Raw genomic sequence first — 19,139 nt, 5'->3', positions numbered from 1 at the left:
GCATGCTGCAGGTCAATGCACTGAATCAGTTCTACGGCGGCAGCCATATCCTGCGCAATGTCAGCTTCGACGTGCCCGCCGGCAAGCTGACCACGCTGCTGGGGCGCAACGGCGTGGGCAAGAGCACGCTGCTCAAGTGTCTGATGGGCGTGGTGCCCACGCGCAGCGGCAGCATCCAGTGGGCGGGACAGGCGCTGGAGAAGAAGGCGCCGTATGAGCGCGTCTCGGCCGGGCTGGCCTATGTGCCGCAGGGCCGGGAGATCTTCCCGCGCCTGACGGTCGAAGAAAACCTGCTGATCGGCGCGGCCAGCCGGGCGCGGCCGTCGGGCGTGCCGGACCGGATCTACCAGCTGTTCCCGGTGCTGCGCACCATGCGCCTGCGCCGTGGCGGCGACCTGTCGGGTGGCCAGCAGCAGCAACTGGCGATCGGCCGGGCGCTGATGAGCGAGCCGGGCCTGCTGATCCTGGACGAGCCCACCGAAGGCATCCAGCCCTCCATCATCCAGGACATCGGCCGGGCGCTGCGCCTGCTGGTCGACGAGTTCGGCATGACGGTGCTGCTGGTCGAGCAGTACTACGAGTTCGCGCGGCATATTGCCGACCACTACGTGGTGATGAGCCGCGGCGAAGTGGTGGCGCGGGGTGCCGGCGCCAGCATGGAGCAGGACGGCGTGCGGGAGCTGATCGCCGTGTAAGGCAGGCCAGCCGCAAGGCCGGGGACCGTCGGTAATACGCGTCGGTAACACGCGTCACTAACACGCCGCTTCCGCCCAGGCGGGCGGCGCGCTATGATTGCCTGCAACTCCCGCCATTGCGCGCGCCCCTCCGCCGGCTTTCCTTGCCATGCGTCACCCCGATTTCCCTTCCGCCCTCGCCGTGCCCGCCGCATGGCAGGCCACCCTGCGGCTGCGCTTTGCGCAGCGCGGCGAACGCACCGCGCTGACCGAGCGGCGTCACCAGGGGCCGCTGCTGGTGCAGAAGCCGCTGTATCCGGAAGGCGGCATCTGCCACGCGGTGATCCTGCATCCGCCTGCGGGGGTGGCGGGCGGCGACAGCCTGGATATCGACGTGACCGTGGAGGCTGGCGCGCACGCCGTGCTGGCCACGCCCGGCGCCACCAAGTGGTACAAGTCGCTCGGCCGCGAGGCAGCTCAGCACGTGCGCCTGACGGTGGGCGCGGGCGCGCGGCTGGACTGGCTGCCGCAGGAGAACATCGTCTTTGACGATGCGCGGGCACGTATCTCGACGGTGCTCGACGTGGCGCCGGGAGGCAGCGCCATCGGCTGGGATGCGGTGGTGCTGGGCCGGCAGGCGTCGGGCGAGCAATGGGCCAGCGGCGCGCTGTGGCTGGATACGCGCATCGGCGCCGGTGAACGCGCGCTGTGGATCGAGCAATCGCATCTTGAAGCGGCGTCGCCGCTGCGCACCGCGGTGGGCGGGCTCGATGGACTCAACGTGCTGGGCACGCTATGGGCAGTGGGCGAGGGCGCCACGCAGGACCTGGCCGAATCGCTCGCCGAGCGGCTGCCCTATACGCCGGAGCTGCGCGCCGGCGTGACCTGCCTGGCCGCCAGCGGCCAGTCGATGCTGCTGCTACGTGTTCTGGGCCGGCAGATGGAAGCCGTGCGCCACGTCATGGTCGACAGCTGGCAGGCGCTGCGCATGCCGATCCACGGTGTTGCGGCGCGGCCGCTGCGGCTGTGGGCCACGTAGGCAGCCAAGAGACAACACGACACAAGAACCAGGAACAAGAGATGGAACTGACGCCGCGAGAGAAAGACAAGCTGCTGATCTTCACCGCCGCGCTGCTGGCCGAACGGCGCAAGGCACGCGGGCTCAAGCTCAATTACCCGGAAGCGGTGGCGCTGATCACCGCCGCCATCATGGAGGGCGCGCGCGATGGCCGCACCGTCGCCGAGCTGATGCATGAGGGCACCACCGTGCTGAGCCGCGAGGACGTGATGGATGGCGTGGCCGAGATGATCCCCGAGATCCAGGTCGAAGCCACCTTTCCAGACGGCACCAAGCTGGTGACCGTCCACCATCCCATTGTCTGAACACGATCGATCCCGATTTGATCCCGACAACAAGACCAACCCGAGAGCCGACATGAACCGTACCGCCTGCCTGCGCCTTGCCCTGGGCACTTCCATGACCGTTGCCGCCGGCGCCGCATTGGCACATCCCGGCCACGATGCCGCCACCGTCAGCGCCAGCCTGTGGGCTGGCCTGGCGCACCCGTTCACCGGCGCCGACCACCTGCTGGCGATGGCGGCGGTAGGGGTGTGGAGCGCATTGATCGCCCGCTCGGCCGCCGATACGCTGCGCCTGCCGCTGGCCTTCGTGGCGCTGATGCTGGTGGGGGCTGCGCTGGGGCTGTCCGGTGTGGCGCTGCCGGCAGTCGAGCCGATGATCGCCGCTTCCTTGCTGGTGATCGGCCTGCTGCTGGCGCTGCGCGCGAAGCTGCCGGCGTGGGCCGGCACGCTGCTGGTCGGCGGCTTTGCCGTTTTCCATGGATATGCCCACGGCGCGGAACTGCCCGCCACTGCGGGCGCGCTGCCTGCGGTGCTGGCCTATGTAGGCGGGTTTGCCCTCGCCACCATGGCGTTGCACCTGCTGGGCATCGGCGCCGGCACACTGCTGCGCCGCCACGCCGGCTGGCTGGCACGCGTGGCGGGTGCGGGCGTGGCGCTGTATGGCGCCGGCCTGCTGGTAGCCTGAGGAGGACCGCCATGATCCCCGGTGAACTGATGCCCGCCGACGGCGAGATCGAACTGAATGCCGGCCGCGCCACGGTCAGCGTGACGGTGGCCAATACCGGCGACCGGCCGATCCAGGTCGGCTCACACTTCCATTTCTACGAGACCAATACCGCGCTGGCCTTCGACCGCGAAGCCGCGCGCGGCTTCCGCCTGAATATCGCCGCCGGCACTGCGGTGCGCTTCGAGCCCGGCCAGACACGCACGGTGGAACTGGTGGCGCTGGACGGCGACCGCATCGTCTACGGCTTCAACGGCAAGATCATGGGAGCGCTGTGATGGCAAAGATCTCCAGGCAGGCCTATGCCGAGATGTTCGGCCCGACCACCGGCGACCGCCTGCGGCTGGCCGATACCGGGCTCATCATCGAAGTCGAGAAGGACTTCACCATCTACGGCGAGGAAGTGAAGTTCGGCGGTGGCAAGGTGATCCGCGACGGCATGGGGCAGAGCCAGCGCATGGCGAAGGATTGCGTCGACACCGTCATCACCAATGCGCTGATCGTTGACCACTGGGGCATCGTCAAGGCCGATATCGGCCTGAAAGGGGGGCGCATCGCGGCGATCGGCAAGGCCGGCAATCCGGATATCCAGCCGGGCGTGACCATCGTGGTCGGACCGGGCACCGAGGTGATCGCGGGTGAAGGCATGATCGTCACCGCCGGCGGCATCGACAGCCATATCCACTTTATCTGCCCGCAGCAGATCGAAGAGGCGCTGATGAGCGGCGTCACCACCATGATCGGCGGCGGCACCGGCCCGGCCACCGGCACCTTCGCCACCACCGTGACGCCGGGGCCGTGGCACATGGAGCGCATGCTGCAGGCGGCCGACGCCTACCCGATGAATATCGGGCTGCTGGGCAAGGGCAACGCCAGCCAGCAGGGGCCGATCCTCGAGCAGGTGGAAGCCGGCGCCATCGGCCTGAAGCTGCACGAGGACTGGGGCACCACGCCGGCGGCGATCGATACCTGCCTGTCGGTGGCGGACGCGACCGACACCCAGGTGGCGATCCACACCGACACGCTCAACGAAGCCGGCTTTGTCGAGGCGACCATCGCCGCCTTCAAGGGCCGCACCATCCATACGTATCACACCGAGGGCGCGGGCGGCGGCCATGCCCCCGACATCATCAAGGTTTGCGGCGAGGCCAACGTGCTGCCGTCGTCGACCAATCCGACGCGCCCGTACACGGTCAACACGCTGGACGAGCACCTCGACATGCTGATGGTGTGCCACCACCTGGACCCGTCGATCGCCGAGGACATCGCCTTCGCCGAAAGCCGCATCCGCCGCGAGACCATCGCCGCCGAGGACATCCTGCACGACCTGGGCGCGTTCTCGATGATCTCCAGCGACTCGCAGGCCATGGGGCGCGTCGGCGAGGTCATCATCCGCACCTGGCAGACCGCGCACAAGATGGCGGCGCAGCGCGGCAAGCTGCCGGGCGATCCCAACGATGCGCGCGGCGGACATGACAATTTCCGCGTCAAGCGCTATGTCGCCAAGTACACGATCAACCCGGCGCTGACGCACGGCATCGCCCATGAAGTGGGCTCGGTCGAAGTCGGCAAGTGGGCCGACCTGGTGCTGTGGCGCCCGGCGTTCTTCGGCGTCAAGCCCAGCCTGATCTTGAAGGGCGGCATGATCGCCGCGGCGGCGATGGGCGACCCCAATGCATCGATCCCGACGCCGCAGCCGGTGCACTACCGGCCGATGTTCGCGTCCGCCGGCGGAGCGCTGCACCGCTCGTCGCTGACCTTTGTGTCGCAGGCGGCGCTGGCGGCTGGCGTCGGCGAGCGCTACGGCCTGGCCAAGACGCTGTCGGCGGTGCGCGGCACGCGCACGGTGAGCAAGCGCGACATGGTGCACAATGACTGGCAGCCGCATGTCACGGTCGACCCGGAGACCTACCAGGTCGTCGCCGACGGCCAGCTGCTGACCTGCGAGCCCGCTACCGAGCTGCCCATGGCGCAGCGCTATTTCCTGTTCTGACTGGCCGGGGCAGGCGCCCCGGATCGCCCATGCTGAAGATCGACAAATCCCTGAGCGCCCCGCACGGCATCGCACCCGTGCTGGTGCGCCGCGCGCCCAAGCTGGTCCTGCCCTTCGCCGAGCGCAGCAAGAGCCGCCTGCGCGCGCTGCTCGACAACGGCGACGAAGCCGCGCTGTTCCTGCCGCGCGGCACCGTGCTGCGCGGCGGCGACCTGCTGGTGGCCGAAGACGGCAGCTTCGTGGAAGTCCAGGCCGCCGCTGAAGCGGTGCTCGAAGTGCGCGCGGAAGATCCGCATGCGCTGATGCGCGCGGCCTATCACCTCGGCAACCGCCATACGCCGGTGGAGATCGGGCGCGACTACCTGCGGCTGGAACACGACCCGGTGCTGGCCGACATGCTGCAGCGGCTGGGCGTGCGCGTGGAGCGGGCCGAGCTGCCGTTCGAACCGGAGGCGGGAGCCTATGGGGGCGGGCACAAGCATGGGCACGATGCGACGTTTGCGGAGGACTATGCGGCGGCGCAGGCGGTGTTTCAGGAGCATCATGGGCACGAACACGGGCATTCGCATGACCATGCCCACAATCACGGCCACGCGCATTCCCACTCCCACGATCACGGTGATCCGCACCATGTCCACGACGAGCACTGTGGGCACAAGCATTGATTGCATGGCATGACCGGCCTTGCCCAACTCATCTCGCTGCTCCACCTGGCATCGCCCTCCCTGCCGATCGGCGGCTTCAGCTATTCGCAGGGCCTTGAGGCAGCGATCGAATGCGGCAGCGTGCACGATGCGCAGACCGCCGAGCGCTGGATCCGCGACAACCTGCTGCAGGTGCAGGCGCAATGCGAAGCGCCGCTGTGGCTGCTGGTGCAGCGCCACTGGCAAGCCGGCGACGCCACGCAAGTCGGGGTCTGGAACGACTGGTTCCACGCCACGCGCGAGACTTCCGAGTTGCGGCTCGAGACCGAGCAGATGGGCTGGTCGCTGGCGAGGCTGATTGCGCAGATGGAGTGGGGTACGCCCGCGCTGCGTGATGCGCTCGCGGCCCTGTCGCCAGTCTGCCTGCCGACCGCATTCACGGCCGCTTGCGTGGCGCTGCAGATTGATGCCCGCGGCGGCCTCGCTGCCTACTGCTTCAACTGGGCCGAGAACCAGGTCGCCGCCGCGATCAAGGCGGTGCCGCTGGGCCAGGTGGCGGGGCAGCACATGCTGCGGCGCCTGCATGGCGCGGTGCTCGACACGGTCGACGAAGCCACACGCCGCGCCGACGCCACGCCGCCGCAACTCTCCACCCTTTCCCCGATGCTGGGCCTGCTTTCCGCGCGCCACGAAACGCAGTACTCCCGGCTGTTCCGATCCTGAACCGACTTCGCACCATGACCCTGGCCCGTACCAAGAAGAACCCTCCGCTGCGCGTCGGCGTCGGCGGCCCGGTTGGCTCCGGCAAGACCACGCTGCTGGAGATGCTGTGCAAGGCGATGCGCGACCGCTATGACCTGGTCGCCATCACCAACGACATCTACACCAAGGAAGACCAGCGCCTGCTGACCATCTCCGGCGCGCTGCCGGCGGAACGCATCATGGGCGTGGAAACCGGCGGCTGTCCGCACACCGCGATCCGCGAGGATGCCTCGATCAACCTGGAAGCCGTCGACCGCATGCTGGCGCGCTTCCCGGATGCCGATGTGGTCTTCATCGAGTCCGGCGGCGACAACCTCGCGGCGACCTTCAGCCCAGAACTTTCTGATTTGACGATCTACGTCATCGACGTAGCCGGCGGTGAGAAGATTCCGAGAAAGGGTGGGCCGGGCATTACCAAGTCCGACTTGCTGGTGATCAACAAGACGGACCTGGCGCCCTATGTGGGCGCATCGCTGGAGGTGATGGAAAGCGATGCGCGCAAGATGCGCGGCGCCCGGCCGTTCGTGATGGGCAGCGTCAAGTCCGGGCAGGGCCTGGACGAGGTGATCCGCTTTATCGAACGGCAGGGCATGCTGGGCGTCTAGCCGCCGTCGCTGCCATCGGCATCGGGCGCGCTCTTGGCGCCGGTGCCGGCGTGCGTCAATGCCGGGCGGAAGCTGCCCTTGCCCGCCAGCGCCCGTGCCACTGCGGCCACCAGGTTCAGCTCGGGCTCGGTCAGCTCCGCCATGTGGCGCACGGTGGCCTCGATGGCCGCGCGCTGGCGGTTGCCGAAGGGCGCGCGGGATTGTTCCACCTGCAGCTGGCTGGCGTCGTGGCGGCTGAAGTCGAGCATCTCCGAGGACGGCACGGCGAGTGTCTCGGCCAGCCTGCAGATGTTGGCCAGGGCGAGGTTGCGCTTGCCGCTTTCAATGCCGCTCAGGTACGAGCGTGACAGTCCGCTTTCGAGCGACAGGGTCTCCTGGGACCAGCCCCGTTGCTTGCGTAGCCAGGCAAGATGCAATCCGAATAGTCTGAGATTTCGAGAAGTCATGAGGTCGTGAATGGATCGGAGTGGTCTGAGGCTAAGGGTTTGACCTTGAGGCCACGACAACTTATCCTCTTCCTCACTATCGGTGTCCGATCCGCAAACTAAGGGGTGCGCCAGACAATATGGCGCGGCACGATGGCATCAACCGGACGGCCTGTATTGCATGGCCGCGCCAAACGGGCTATTGCGCAATGCTGCGTGTCACGCTGCCAGGCGTGCGCGGTGCTGCGCGGACAGGCGCCTTGCGCGCTGTCGCCCTGCTGGGGGATTGCCATGCAGATCTTCACGCTGTTCGAGGCGCGGATGCGCGCCCTCCATGCCGACCGCCACGCGCCGTCGGACTTCATTCCCGGATTCCAGGCCCGCGTGCTTGCCGCCGCTGCCGGCCTTGGCAGTACCTGTGACTACGTCTTTCTTTGCGCCGGCGAGATCCAGCCAGAATTTTCAGCGAATTGCCATGAGTGGTGGGGCTGCCTGCGCGGCGGCCTGCGGCTGTCGTCGCCCGGGCGCGGCTGCCTGCTGCTGGGCGGCGGCGAGTTGTTCGCGCCTGCTCCCGGCGTGCCGATGCAGGTGCGGGCCACGGTCGACACCATCCTGGTACGCGCGGTGCCGCAAGACCTGCCCGATGCGTCGCGGCCGGTGGCGCTGCCCGCGGGTGGCTGGCATTGCGCGCTGGGCGGTATTGCCGCGGTCGGCGCCGATGGCCCCGAGGGCATGGAGGGCCTGCATGTGTTGCCGGCCGATGTGTTGCTGGCGCAGGGCAGACATGCGGAGCAGGGGATGCGTCCGGAATTCATCCAGCTCGACCCGTCGGACGATGACTGGGCACAGCGGCTGCAGGCGCGCGGGCTGCGCTGGGCACTGTGCTACCGCGGTGCCATCGGCCTGCACTGGCATGGCGCGCTGGCGCGGGTCGGGGGCGACATGGCCTTCCTGCAGCCCGGCACGCTCTACGCGCCGGAGCGGCATGAGTCATGCCGGCTCGATGTGCTGTTGCCGGGCACCGGACTGCTGTGCTGCTTCGGTCCGGGCGATGCACCGGAGGAGGGTGTTGCCGCGCGCGGCGGCCGGCGCGCTGACGGGCAGGCTGTCGTGCGCCATGCGCTGGCGCTGGCCTGATGGCCGGCGCGTTGGTGTCGCGTTATGGTCGCGTCGGCGGGTAAGCAGACTGCCGGGGCCAACGCCCCGGCGGTTGCCGCGCGGCGTTCAGTGCCGCTTGTACTGGGTGGCGCCGAACAGCACTTCGCGTGCCTTGTCGTCCTGCAGCGCCTTGCGCGCGCTGGCCAGCACTTCCACGCCGCGCTTGACCGCGGGGCGCTCGGCGATCTCGTTGAACCAGCGCTTCAGGTGCGGGTAGTCGTCCAGCTCCATGCCCTGGTTCTGCCAGTTGCGCAGCCACGGGAAGGTGGCAATGTCGGCGATGGTGTACTGCTCGCCTGCCAGGTACGCGTGCCTGGACAGCTGCGTGTCGATCACGCCGTACAGGCGCTTCGCTTCATTGGTGTAGCGGTTGACCGCGTACTCGATCTTCTCGGGCGCATAGATGCGGAAGTGGTTCGCCTGGCCCAGCATCGGGCCCACGCCGCCCATCTGGAACATCAGCCACTGCAGGGTCTCGTACTTGCCGCGCACGTCCTCGGGCAGGAACTTGCCGGTCTTGCCGGCCAGGTAGAGCAGAATGGCGCCCGATTCGAACAGCGAGATCGGCTTGCCGTCCGGTCCGTCAGGATCGACGATGGCGGGGATCTTGTTGTTGGGGCTGATCTTCAGGAAGTCCTCGCCGAACTGGTCGCCGGCGCCGATGTTGATCGGGTGGACCTTGTACTCCAGTCCGCACTCCTCCAGCATGATGTGGACTTTGTGGCCATTGGGCGTGGCCCACGTGTAGACGTCGATCATCGCAAAAGATCTCCTGGCTGCTGTCATTGTGGTGGCCACATCAGTCACTGACGTGGCGAACCGGGCGATTTAAGCACAGAAGAAAAAAACGCGCAGACGGGCTGCGCGTTTTCCATACTGCGGGAAGGGCTGGAACACCAGGGGCCGAAGCCCTTGCCAGGCGGTCAGAATCCGCGTGCCACCGGCATCTTGATGTCGTCCGGATTGATATTCATGTGCTTGGCCAGCTCCAGCTTGGCGATGGCGTTGCGGTGCACCTCGTCCGGACCGTCGGCCAGGCGCAGCGTGCGCTGGTGCGCCCACCAGTTGGCCAGCGGGAAGTCGCTGGAAACGCCGGCCGCGCCGTGGACCTGGATGGCCCAGTCGATCACCTTCAGCGCCACGTTCGGGGCGATCACCTTGATCATGGCGATCTCGGCCTTGGCCACCTTGTTGCCCACGGTGTCCATCATGTATGCCGCCTTGAGCGTCAACAGGCGCGCCATCTCGATCTCGCAGCGGGCTTCGGCGATGCGCTCCTGCGTCACGCCCTGGCTGGACACCGGCTTGCCGAAGGCCACGCGCGACAGCGCGCGCTTGCACATCAGTTCCAGCGCGCGCTCGGCCACGCCGATGCTGCGCATGCAGTGGTGGATGCGGCCCGGGCCGAGGCGGCCCTGCGCGATCTCGAAGCCGCGGCCTTCGCCGAGCAGGATGTTCGCAGCCGGCACGCGCACGTTCTTCAGTTCGATCTCCATGTGGCCGTGCGGCGCGTCGTCGTAGCCGAACACCGGCAGGAAGCGCTTGATGGTGATGCCCGGGGTATCGGCCGGCACCACGATCATCGACTGCTGCTCATGGCGGCCAGCATCGGGATTGGTCTTGCCCATCACGATGTAGACCTTGCAGCGCGGGTCGCCCGCGCCCGACGACCACCACTTGGTGCCGTTGATCACGTAGTGGTCACCGTCGCGCTCGATGCGGCATTCGATATTGGTCGCGTCCGACGAGGCCACGGCCGGTTCGGTCATCAGGAAGGCCGAGCGGATCTCGCCGGCCAGCAGCGGCTCGAGCCACTTGTCCTTCAGTTCCTCGGACGCGTAGCGCTCCAGCGTCTCCATGTTGCCGGTGTCGGGGGCGGCGCAGTTGAAGACTTCGGCCGACCAGGGCACCCGGCCCATGATTTCGCACAGCGTGGCGTATTCCAGGTTCGACAGGCCTTGCGGGGCGCGCGGCGAGCGCGGCAGGAACAGGTTCCACAGGCCGGCCGCGCGTGCCAGCGGCTTGAGTTCCTCGATCACCTTGGTCGGCACCCAGGCGTTGCCGGCGCGGCGGTTGGCGTCGATCTCTTCGGCGAAACGCTTTTCGTTCGGGTAGATATGCTGGTCGAAGAAGGCCAGCAGCTTGGCCTGCATTTCCTTGACCTTCGGGCTGTACTCGAAATCCATGTGGTCTCCTCGCTACGGAATCAGTGGACGCCAGGGTGGGCGGCGGCGCCTCGTTGGCCTTGGCAGGCCTCGGCATCAGTGCGGCATGGGCTGATGGAATGCACTCTATCTGAAAGCTGGTAATAAGAAAAATGAATTTTCTGGATTTGTCGATATCAATTTCCTGCATTCCATGCCAGAATCCCCAGCATGCAGCTCGCCCGCATCGACCTCAATCTCTTCGTGGTGTTCGACGCCATCTACAGTGAAGGCAGCATCACTGCGGCCGCGCGTCAGCTCAACCTGACGCAGCCCGCGGTCAGCCATGCGCTGGGCCGGCTGCGCACGCTGTTCGACGACCCGCTGTTCGAGCGGCGCGGGCAGGGCATGGCGCCCACGCCGCTGGCGCGTTCGCTTGCCGCCGAGGTGCGCGGCGCGCTGCAGTCGTTCGCGCGCACGCTGCAGGATACGCCGCACTTCGATCCCACCAACACCGTGCGCCGCTTCACCATCGGCATGCGCGATGCGCTGGAGTCCACGCTGCTGCCGCCGCTGATGAGCCGCGTCACGGCGATGGCGCCGCACGTGGAAATCGCCGCGATCCGCTTCGACCGGCGCGAGATGGAGTCCGAGCTGCTGGCCGGCACCCTGGACGCCGCGCTGGACATCCTGCTGCCAGTCTCGCCCGCGATCCACCATGCGCCGTTCATGGCCGATCCGATGGTGGTGCTGGCGCGGCGCGACCATCCGCTGGTGAAGAAGGAGCTGACGCTGGAGCGCTACCTCGCGGCCGAACACGTGCATGTGTCGTCGCGCCGCCGCGGTGCCGGGCTGGAAGACCAGGCTCTGCACCGCATGGGCCTGACGCGGCGCGTGCGGCTGCGCTGCCAGCATTACGCGGCCGCATGCCGCGTGGTCAGCTGCACCGACCTGCTGGCCACGCTGCCGCTGCGCTATGCGCGCATCGCCAATGAACCGTATGCCAACCGCGTTCTGTCGCTGCCGTTCAAGGTGCCGTCGCTGGAGCTGCACCTGTACTGGCACGCCGGCGGCGAGAACGACGGCGCCAACCGCTGGCTGCGCGAGCAACTGATGGCGGTGATGGCCTCGCTCGGCACCGGCATGGCGGACGTGGCCACCGCCGGGTAGTGTCCTGAGCAGCACGCTAATGCACCCAGGTGCGGCGCGCGCGGGTCACACGTAAGCAATTGTTCGCGGGCTAGACCCTTGGGGTCGGCGCCCCTACCATCGTCCGGTCTTTCTGCCCCCGGCACCCCCGCCGCGAGCCCGTCCTGCACGGCGCACGCGCGGGTTGTCGCGCCGGTTGTCCGCGACGTCGGATCCTTCGGGCAGCCGCCTTGCTCCGAACACCACCACGACGACTCAGACCGATGACCGGGAAACGCTTGCCTGCCGATTGCCAACCGAAGCTGCCGCGCCGCGCGCAGCACACCACGCTTGTCCTGGGCACTCTCTGTACTGCCGCCGTACTGGCGCTTGCCGCCTGCGGCGGTGGCGGCGACGGTACTTCCGGCAACGCCGCGCCGAGCGGATCTGCCCAGTCTGGCGGGCAAGCCAGCGCGCCGGCAGGCGGCCAGACCGGCTCGACGTCCCCGACATCCTCCACGGGCCCCACGACCGCCACGGCTGGTTCCTGCTATACCGTCAGCGGGCCGGCGCCCGCGGCTGCGGCGGGCAGCGGCATCTCGCTGCTGCCGGCGCGCGGCAGCGCGGTCGGCAACTACCGCGTGCTGGATGAGCCGCGCTCCGCGGGCCTGTGCTACGCGAACTATCGCCGCGAGCAGGTGGGCCTGCCGCCGCTGGCGGCGCGCGACCCGCTCAATACCACCGCGCAGAGCCACACGGACTATATGCTGGCCAATGCCACGCTGACGCACGACGAAATCAGCGGCAAGCCGGGCTACACCGGCGCCACCGCCAATGACCGCATCCAGGCCGCCTATCCGACCGATGCCACCGCGGAAGTCGTGGCGGGCGCCAACCGCTGGACCTCGGTCGCCAATGCGCAGCTGTCGATGCAGCCCAAGGATGCGCTAGTGTCGGACCTGGTCGACGCGCCGTTCCACCGCGCCGCGCTGCTGGGCAGCTACGGCTCGGCCGGCAGCGGCTATGCCGAATGGGTAGGTGCCAATGGCAGCGGCACCTCGGCCAACTATTACCAGACCATCGACCTGGCCGACCGGTCCAAGGCCGGCAGCGATAACCAGATGGTGGCCTATCCGTTCAACGGCCAGAGCGATGTGCCGGTCAACTGGGTCAATACGGAAAGCCCCAACCCGGCACCGGGCTACCAGAACAGCACCATGGGCTACCCGGTTTTGCTGCAGGCGATCAATACCTCGCTGCAGTTCGACGCCGACAACTTTGTCATCACCGATGCGCAAGGCAACAACGTCAACTGCATCAAGGTCGACAGCCGTTCGTCGGGCCTGAGCAGCGACGCGAGTGGCCTGGCCATCTGCACGCCTGTGGCGCCGCTGGTCAGCCAGCAGCGCTATTCCGTGCGGGTCACCGGCCGGCTGGGTTCGCAGCCGGTGGACCTGAGCTGGTCGTTCACCACGCGCTGACCATCGCGCCAGCGACCATGCTGGCGACCACGCAGGGCGGGCTCATCGCGGCGCGTCCTGCGGCATCTCCCTGCGCAGTTCGATCCGCACCTGGCCAGGCGCCAGCGTGCGGTCGGCCTGTACGGCATAGGGCACCGGCGGGCGCTGTGCGGCCGGCATCGATTGCCAGAGCCGTTCCGCCCATTCCCTAATTTCCGCATTGTCCGGCTCGGCTGCCCACAGCCTGAGCGGGGTCCCCGTGCCCAGGCGCGTCGCCATGGCCGCGGGATCGTCCTGTGTCGATACGGTCATGGCGTGCACAGCGGACGCAGCGACCGCAGCCGGCGCGCGCGCAGCCATTGCCGGCGGGGCGGCCTGGCGGGCAAATCCGGCCTGCGCGGCAGGTGCTGGCAGCGGTGGCGGTGCTGGCGCGGCTTCCGCCAGGACGGCGTCGGCGGGTGCCGGCGGCACCGCGGCAAGCGCCGGTGCCGCTGGTGCCGCTGGTGACGGGGCCTGGGTGAATTGCGCCGATGCCTGGCTGTCCATGACGGATTCGCGCGCCGCGCTGCGCTCGGCTGGCATGCTGCTGCGGGGCTCGTCCTCGCTCGCCGGCGCGCGCCGTGCCTCGCGCCTGGGGGGCGGGGCGGCTTTGGCCGCGGGCGGTGGCGGGTTTGCCGGCGCTGCGGCTGCTGCCTCTGGCGAAGGTGCCGGTGACGCTTCTGTCGAGGGCGCCGGCGCCGGAGCGGACATCTCCGATGTAGGCACCGGCATCAGCGCGCCATCGTCGATCTGCCGCAGCACGATGCTGGTGGTCAGCCCGGCCACCGCAGCGACACTGGCGACAAGTCCAAGCGAACGCCACCACCGGCGTGCGCGCGCGGCGCGCGTGAGGCTGGACCGGGCGGCTTGCTGTGCGGCGTTCGGGGCTGTCTCCTGCTCGGATGCCGTGGCCTGCGCTTGCAGCCACGCGCTGGCAGCCGGGCTGACTGGAGCGCCAAGGACAACCTCTGCCGCTTCGCCGGACGCCACGCGGGCCAGTGTGGCATCGCGCCGCACCGCCTGTGCCGCCTGCAGGCGCGCGGCTTCCTCCAGCACGGCGGCGGCAAGCGTCGGCGGGGCAGGGAAGGGCAGGCCCGTCGCACTGGCGCGGCGCAGGTCGGCCTCTTGCTGCGCCGCGCGCGCTGCGGCGTGTACCGAAGCCGCCAGCGCATCCGACGGCGCGTAAGCGGGCAACGCCCTCAGAAGTGCCGAGAGCCGGTCCTCGCCTGCGATAAAACGGTCGGCGGCGCTCATGGCCACGTCTCCTGCGAGTCCGGCGCGCTGCCGGCCAGGTCCCCGCGCATGCGCGCAAACGCATAGCGCAGCCGGCTCTTCACTGTCTCGAACTTCTCGCCGAGCATCTGCGCAATCTCTTCGACGCTCATGTCGCTGAAGAAGCGCAGCACCACCACCTCGCGCTGCGCCACGGGCAACTGCAGCAGGGCGCGGTGCACGTGGTGCGCGTGCTGGCGCAGCTGCAGTTCCGCTTCCGGCGACAGGTCGTCGGCCGGCAACTCCGCTGGCTGGTCGTCCAGCGCCTCGCGCTGGCGCGCATCGGCGCTGCGCACCTGGTCGAGCCAGGTATTGCGGGCGATCTGGAACAGGAAGGTGCGGAAGGCCGCGCTCGGCTGGTAGTCGCCGCAGCGGGTCATCAGCTTGACCCAGGTTTTTTGCGCGATGTCCTCGGCCTCGCCAGGATTGCCCTGGCACAGCCAGGCCACGTAGTTGTAGAGGCCGGCGTTATGGCGGCGAAAGAGTTCAGCGACGGGCTGCTCGATGATGCCGCCCGCGACCAGCACCATCAGGTCGTGGTCGGGCAGCGCGGACAGCGCCGCACCTGGCGTGGCGGGCGCGGCGGAAGGAGCGGGGTCGGGTGCCTGCATGCGCCCGAGTATAGGAGAGCGCAAGGCGGCGCGACAGTCCGCCGCGCCGCCTTGCGCCGACTCGCGGCCCGGGGCGGTATCAGCGTGCCGCACGCTCGGCCGGCCCGCCGCCGGTGGCGCTGGCCGGACTTGCCGTGGCCAGGCTCTGTGCCAGGTCCACCAGCTTGAGGAACTCACCCCGGTAGCCGAAACGGTCCGCACCGCGCGCGCCCTGGGCCAGCGCGCGGGCATCGGCGTAGCGCCAGTCGCCCGTGAACTTGCCGCCGCGCAGCACCTGGCCAAAGCCGGCCACCGCCGCGGCAAAGCGGAAGTCGTCATCGCCCTGCGCCAGCGTGCGGATGGCCTGCCGGGCGACGATGACGTCCATCAGCTGGCTGGTGCTGGCGGCAGGCAGCTTGTAACGCAGCTTGACGTGCGCCAGTTCGCCGTCGCGCGCCGGCGCGGGCGCGGCCTGCTGGTAACGCAGCGGATCGACCAGCCCGGGCTGTCCGGCCAGCGTCAGCTCATACAGCGCCGTCACGGTATGGCCCGCGCCGATATCGCCGGCATCGACCTTGTCGTTGTTGAAGTCCTCGCGTGCCAGCATGCGGTTCTCGTAGCCGATCAGGCGATATTCCTTCACCGTGGCCGGGTTGAATTCCACCTGGATCTTCACGTCGCGGGCGATGGTGGCCAGCGTCGAGCTGATCTCGCTGACCAGCACCTTGTTGCCTTCCATCAGGTTGTCGATATACGAGTACGCACCGTCGCCGGCATCGGCCAGCTGCTCCATCAGCTGCTCGTTGTAGTTGCCGGTGCCGAAGCCGAGCGTGGACAGCGATACGCCTGACTTGCGCTTCTCTTCCACCATGCTCTTGAGCTGCCGGAAGTCGGTCACGCCCACGTTGAAGTCGCCATCGGTGGCCAGCAGCACGCGGTTGATGCCGCCGGCGATATAGCTCTGCTGCGCGGCCTGGTAGGCCAGCGCGATGCCGCTGGCGCCGGCGGTGCTGCCCCCGGCCACCAGTTGGTCGATGGCGGCACTGATGGCGGTCTTGTCGCTGCCCGGCGTGGGTGCCAGAGCCACGCGCGTGCCGCTGGCGTAGGTAACCAGCGTGATGCGGTCCTGCGCGCGCAGCTGGTTCACCAGCAGCTTGAGCGAAGACTTCAGCAGCGGCAGCTTGTCGGGCGAGTTCATCGAGCCGGACACATCCACCAGGAACACCAGGTTGGCGGGCGGCAGCGCGCCGCTGGCCATGTCCTTGCCCTTGATGCCGATGCGCAGCAGCACATTGGCGGGATGCCAGGGCGCGGGTGCCAGCGCCGTGTGCACGGCAAACGGGCGGCCGTCGGCAGGCTGGGCGTAGTCATAGGGGAAGTAGTTCACCAGTTCTTCCACGCGCACCGCATCGGCCGGCGGCACGCGTCCGGCATTGAGCATGCGCCGCATATTGCTGTAGCTGCCGGTATCGACATCGATGCTGAAGGTGGACACCGGCGCCTGTGCCACCAGCCTGACGCCGTTTTCCTCGATGGCGCCATAGCGTTCGCGCTCGGCCGGCGCTGGCGCGGGCAGGTAGTAGGCGGGTGGCATGGCCACCATGGCGCGCGCGTGCATTTCCATGGCGGGCGCGGCCTGGCCTGCCTTGGCGGCCTGGTCGTAGGCTGGCGCCGGGGCCGGGGCCGGGGCCGGGGCAACCGCCGGTGGCACCGGCTGCGATGTCTGCTGGGGAAGCGACGGCGAATGGCCGCCGCAGGCTGTCAGTGCCAGCGCCAGGGCGGCGGCAAGGCTGGCAAGAAGGACCGGTGCGCGAAGTTGCATGTTGTTCTCCTGGGAGGCCGCGGGCGGAGCGCCGGCATGACGGCCTGTCGATGAAACGGGCCAGGCGCGCCGGCGGGGTTAAGGCAGGTGAAATATTTTTCGGGACCGCGATGGCTAGCCCGGTGTGGAGGGAATTCGACTTTCGCGTTTCCCCGGACGCCCCGATCGCCACTACAATCGTTCGATCCTTCCCCCAGGAGATATCGGATGGCTCACCCTGACCTCTCTTCGATGGCTTGGCGCGGCGCGCTGGCCCTTGCCCTGTCGGCGCTGCTAGGTGCCTGCGGTACCCAGGGCGGAGGGACTGCCGCGCCGTCGGCCGCGACACCGCCTGGCGCGATGCCGCCGGCCCCGGAAGTTGCTTCCGGCTATCGCCCGGGCATGTCCACGGTCTACGCGCAGCGCCACATGGCTGCCGCGGCCAACCCGTTGGCCACCGAGGCCGGGCGCACCATCCTGCGCCAGGGCGGCTCGGCCATCGATGCCGCCATCGCCATGCAGGCCGTGCTGACGCTGGTCGAGCCACAGGCCAGCGGCATTGGCGGTGGCGCCTTCATCATGTTCTGGGACGGCAAGCGTGTGCAGGCCATTGACGGCCGCGAGACGGCCCCGGCCGGCGCTACCGAAAATCTGTTCCTGCGCGCCGACGGCAAGCCGATGGAATTCAGCGAGGCGCAGATCGGCGGGCGTTCGGTCGGCACGCCGGGCGTCATGCGCGCGCTGGAACTGGCGCATCGGCAGCATGGTCGCCTGCCGTGGGCCAGGTTGTTCCAGCCCGCCATCGACCTGGCGGAGAAGGGTTTCCCGATTTCGCCGCGGCTGTACACGCAGGTGACCGCGGACAAGTTCCTGGCCAGCTCGCCGGAGATGGCCGCCTATTTCCTCGACGCACAGGGCAAGCCCAAGCCGGTCGGCACGGTGCTCAAGAATCCGAAGCTCGCGCAGACGCTGCGGGATATCGCCCGCCGCGGCGCCGGCGTGCTCTATAGCGGACCTATTGCGCAGGATATCGTCGCCAGGGTGAACGGCAGTGCCAATGCCGGCTCGCTGTCGCTGGCGGACCTGCGCAACTACAAGGCCAAAGCGCGCGAGCCGGTCTGCACCGACTACAAGCGCTGGAAGGTCTGCGGCATGCCGCCGCCGTCTTCGGGCGGCATTGCCATCGCGCAGATCCTCGGCGCGCTGCAGGCGCTCGAAACAAAGGATCCCAGGTACGCACTGGCAGCGCTCAAGCCGCAAAGCGTGAGCACGCCCGCGGCCATGGAAGCAAATCCTGACGCGGTGCACGCGATGGCCGAAGCCGACCGGCTTGCCTTCGCCGATCGCGGCTTGTACGTGGCCGATACGGATTTCGTGCCGGTCAACGTGGCCGGGCTGCTCGATCCTGACTATCTGGCGACGCGCGCAGCGCTGATCGCTGACAACAGCATGGGCAAGGCCCAGCCGGGCGTCCCGCCGGGTACCACAGTGGCGTTTGCGCCCGACCGGTCACCGCCGCGCCTTTCCACGTCTCAAATTGTTGCGGTGGATGACCGCGGCGGCGCGGTCTCGATGACGACGTCCGTGGAAGCCTATTTCGGTTCCCACCTGATGGTGCGCGGCTTCATGCTGAACAACCAGCTGACCGACTTCTCCTTCGTGCCGAGCGAGCACGGCAAGCCGGTGGCCAACCGCGTAGAGCCGGGCAAGCGCCCGCGTTCGTCGATGGCGCCGACGCTGGTGTTCGACCGCGAGAGCGGCCAGTTGGTCGCCACGGTCGGCTCGCCGGGCGGCTCGCAGATCATCGAGTACGTGTCCAAGACCCTGGTCGGCATGCTGGACTGGAACATGGACGTGCAGGCCGCCATCGGCATGGCCAACTTCGGCAGCCGCAACGGCCCGACCGAAGTGGAAAAGGGGCTGGTGTCGCCGGCGCTGGTGCAGGCGCTGCAGCAGCGCGGCCACCGGGTGGCGGAGATCGAGATGACCAGCGGCACGCAGGCCATCATGCGCAAGCAGGGGCCTGACGGCAAGGTGAGGTGGGCTGGCGGTGCGGATCCGCGGCGGGAAGGGGTGGCGCTGGGGGATTGAGGCAGGGCGGCGCTACATGCTGCGATGTCTTTCAAGCACCAAGGGCGTGCTCCCTCTCCCGCTTGCGGGAGAGGGTTGGGGAGAGGGCGGGCGTGTCGACGAAGTAAAGCGTGTCGGTATGCCGGTGCCTGCCCTCTCCCCCGGCCCCTCTCCCGCAAGCGGGCTTGCCTTTACCCACAACTTCCGGCGGCTTACTCGTTTTTCTGGAAGATCCGATACATTTCGGTGATTTCGTGCAAAACGAGGAAGCCGCGCCAGAGGACAGTA

At 68.4% G+C, this 19,139-nt stretch carries 19 protein-coding genes; 13 read left to right on the top strand and 6 right to left on the bottom strand.

All coding sequences use genetic code 11. The features are described 5' to 3' along the window. Window positions 1-2 precede the first annotated feature (2 nt). The 9 genes from urtE to ureG all read left to right on the top strand — a co-directional run bounded on the left by urtE (window position 3) and on the right by ureG (window position 6,764). Window positions 3-695, top strand: a complete 693-nt coding sequence (urtE, locus tag DN412_RS14415) for an urea ABC transporter ATP-binding subunit UrtE (protein ID WP_078195748.1) — start codon at window positions 3-5, stop codon at window positions 693-695. Between the two features lie 148 nt (window positions 696-843). Beyond that, a complete protein-coding gene (locus DN412_RS14410) occupies window positions 844-1,713 on the top strand; it encodes an urease accessory protein UreD (RefSeq protein WP_115212262.1) in 870 nt (289 codons plus the stop codon). Between the two features lie 41 nt (window positions 1,714-1,754). After that, window positions 1,755-2,057: an urease subunit gamma gene (locus tag DN412_RS14405; protein ID WP_013956041.1), complete on the top strand. Its 303-nt coding sequence runs from the start codon at window positions 1,755-1,757 to the stop codon at window positions 2,055-2,057. A gap of 52 nt (window positions 2,058-2,109) precedes the next feature. Continuing rightward, entirely contained in the window at window positions 2,110-2,721 is a 612-nt protein-coding gene (locus tag DN412_RS14400; protein ID WP_115212261.1) for a HupE/UreJ family protein, read from the top strand. Between the two features lie 11 nt (window positions 2,722-2,732). After that, entirely contained in the window at window positions 2,733-3,038 is a 306-nt protein-coding gene (locus DN412_RS14395; RefSeq protein WP_018313224.1) for an urease subunit beta, read from the top strand. Then, the gene (gene ureC, locus DN412_RS14390; protein ID WP_279635191.1) at window positions 3,035-4,753 is read left to right on the top strand and encodes an urease subunit alpha; all 1,719 of its coding nucleotides are present in this window, start codon (window positions 3,035-3,037) and stop codon (window positions 4,751-4,753) included. The genes DN412_RS14395 and ureC overlap by 4 nt, the downstream gene beginning before the upstream one ends. A 29-nt stretch (window positions 4,754-4,782) precedes the next feature. Continuing rightward, complete coding sequence (gene ureE, locus DN412_RS14385; protein ID WP_115212259.1) at window positions 4,783-5,418, top strand: urease accessory protein UreE; 636 nt, start codon at window positions 4,783-4,785, stop codon at window positions 5,416-5,418. A gap of 9 nt (window positions 5,419-5,427) precedes the next feature. Continuing rightward, window positions 5,428-6,120: an urease accessory protein UreF gene (locus tag DN412_RS14380; RefSeq protein ID WP_115212258.1), complete on the top strand. Its 693-nt coding sequence runs from the start codon at window positions 5,428-5,430 to the stop codon at window positions 6,118-6,120. Window positions 6,121-6,134: 14 nt separating this feature from the next. Beyond that, the gene (ureG, locus tag DN412_RS14375) at window positions 6,135-6,764 is read left to right on the top strand and encodes an urease accessory protein UreG (protein ID WP_114134020.1); all 630 of its coding nucleotides are present in this window, start codon (window positions 6,135-6,137) and stop codon (window positions 6,762-6,764) included. Here the strand turns inward: ureG and DN412_RS14370 are convergent. Further along, complete coding sequence (locus DN412_RS14370) at window positions 6,761-7,210, bottom strand: helix-turn-helix domain-containing protein (RefSeq protein WP_115212257.1); 450 nt, start codon at window positions 7,208-7,210, stop codon at window positions 6,761-6,763. The genes ureG and DN412_RS14370 overlap by 4 nt on opposite strands. Window positions 7,211-7,405: 195 nt before the next feature. On the opposite strand from DN412_RS14370, the gene DN412_RS14365 reads away from it, so the two are divergent. Continuing rightward, window positions 7,406-8,326 carry a hypothetical protein gene (locus tag DN412_RS14365; RefSeq protein ID WP_244222653.1) on the top strand — a complete coding sequence of 307 codons (921 nt, stop codon included), beginning with the start codon at window positions 7,406-7,408 and terminating at the stop codon, window positions 8,324-8,326. 87 nt (window positions 8,327-8,413) lie between these two features. Here the strand turns inward: DN412_RS14365 and DN412_RS14360 are convergent, their stop codons facing one another. Then, window positions 8,414-9,106, bottom strand: coding sequence for a glutathione binding-like protein (locus tag DN412_RS14360; protein WP_115212256.1), 693 nt, complete (start codon window positions 9,104-9,106; stop codon window positions 8,414-8,416). Between the two features lie 164 nt (window positions 9,107-9,270). Further along, on the bottom strand, window positions 9,271-10,533 hold the full coding sequence (locus tag DN412_RS14355) for an acyl-CoA dehydrogenase family protein (RefSeq protein WP_115212255.1): 1,263 nt from the start codon (window positions 10,531-10,533) through the stop codon (window positions 9,271-9,273). A 189-nt stretch (window positions 10,534-10,722) separates the two neighbouring features. Between DN412_RS14355 and DN412_RS14350 the strand changes: the two genes are divergently transcribed. Beyond that, complete coding sequence (locus DN412_RS14350) at window positions 10,723-11,661, top strand: LysR family transcriptional regulator (RefSeq protein WP_078195757.1); 939 nt, start codon at window positions 10,723-10,725, stop codon at window positions 11,659-11,661. Between the two features lie 242 nt (window positions 11,662-11,903). Next, window positions 11,904-13,100 carry a CAP domain-containing protein gene (locus tag DN412_RS14345; RefSeq protein ID WP_115212254.1) on the top strand — a complete coding sequence of 399 codons (1,197 nt, stop codon included), beginning with the start codon at window positions 11,904-11,906 and terminating at the stop codon, window positions 13,098-13,100. Window positions 13,101-13,142: 42 nt separating this feature from the next. Here the strand turns inward: DN412_RS14345 and DN412_RS14340 are convergent, their stop codons facing one another. The 3 genes from DN412_RS14340 to DN412_RS14330 all read right to left on the bottom strand — a co-directional run bounded on the left by DN412_RS14340 (window position 13,143) and on the right by DN412_RS14330 (window position 16,802). Further along, on the bottom strand, window positions 13,143-14,372 hold the full coding sequence (locus DN412_RS14340; protein ID WP_115212253.1) for a hypothetical protein: 1,230 nt from the start codon (window positions 14,370-14,372) through the stop codon (window positions 13,143-13,145). Further along, complete coding sequence (locus DN412_RS14335; RefSeq protein ID WP_115212252.1) at window positions 14,369-15,001, bottom strand: sigma-70 family RNA polymerase sigma factor; 633 nt, start codon at window positions 14,999-15,001, stop codon at window positions 14,369-14,371. The genes DN412_RS14340 and DN412_RS14335 overlap by 4 nt, the downstream gene beginning before the upstream one ends. Before the next feature lie 79 nt (window positions 15,002-15,080). Continuing rightward, window positions 15,081-16,802, bottom strand: a complete 1,722-nt coding sequence (locus DN412_RS14330) for a vWA domain-containing protein (RefSeq protein ID WP_115212251.1) — start codon at window positions 16,800-16,802, stop codon at window positions 15,081-15,083. Window positions 16,803-17,009: 207 nt separating this feature from the next. On the opposite strand from DN412_RS14330, the gene ggt reads away from it, so the two are divergent. After that, window positions 17,010-18,872 carry a gamma-glutamyltransferase gene (ggt, locus tag DN412_RS14325; protein WP_115212250.1) on the top strand — a complete coding sequence of 621 codons (1,863 nt, stop codon included), beginning with the start codon at window positions 17,010-17,012 and terminating at the stop codon, window positions 18,870-18,872. Window positions 18,873-19,139: the final 267 nt, after the last annotated feature.

The sequence above is a fragment of the Cupriavidus lacunae genome, from assembly GCF_003353055.1.
GTDB lineage: Bacteria > Pseudomonadota > Gammaproteobacteria > Burkholderiales > Burkholderiaceae > Cupriavidus > Cupriavidus lacunae.
Note: the sequence above shows the minus strand (reverse complement) of the source record. Positions and strands in the feature narration are given on the sequence as shown.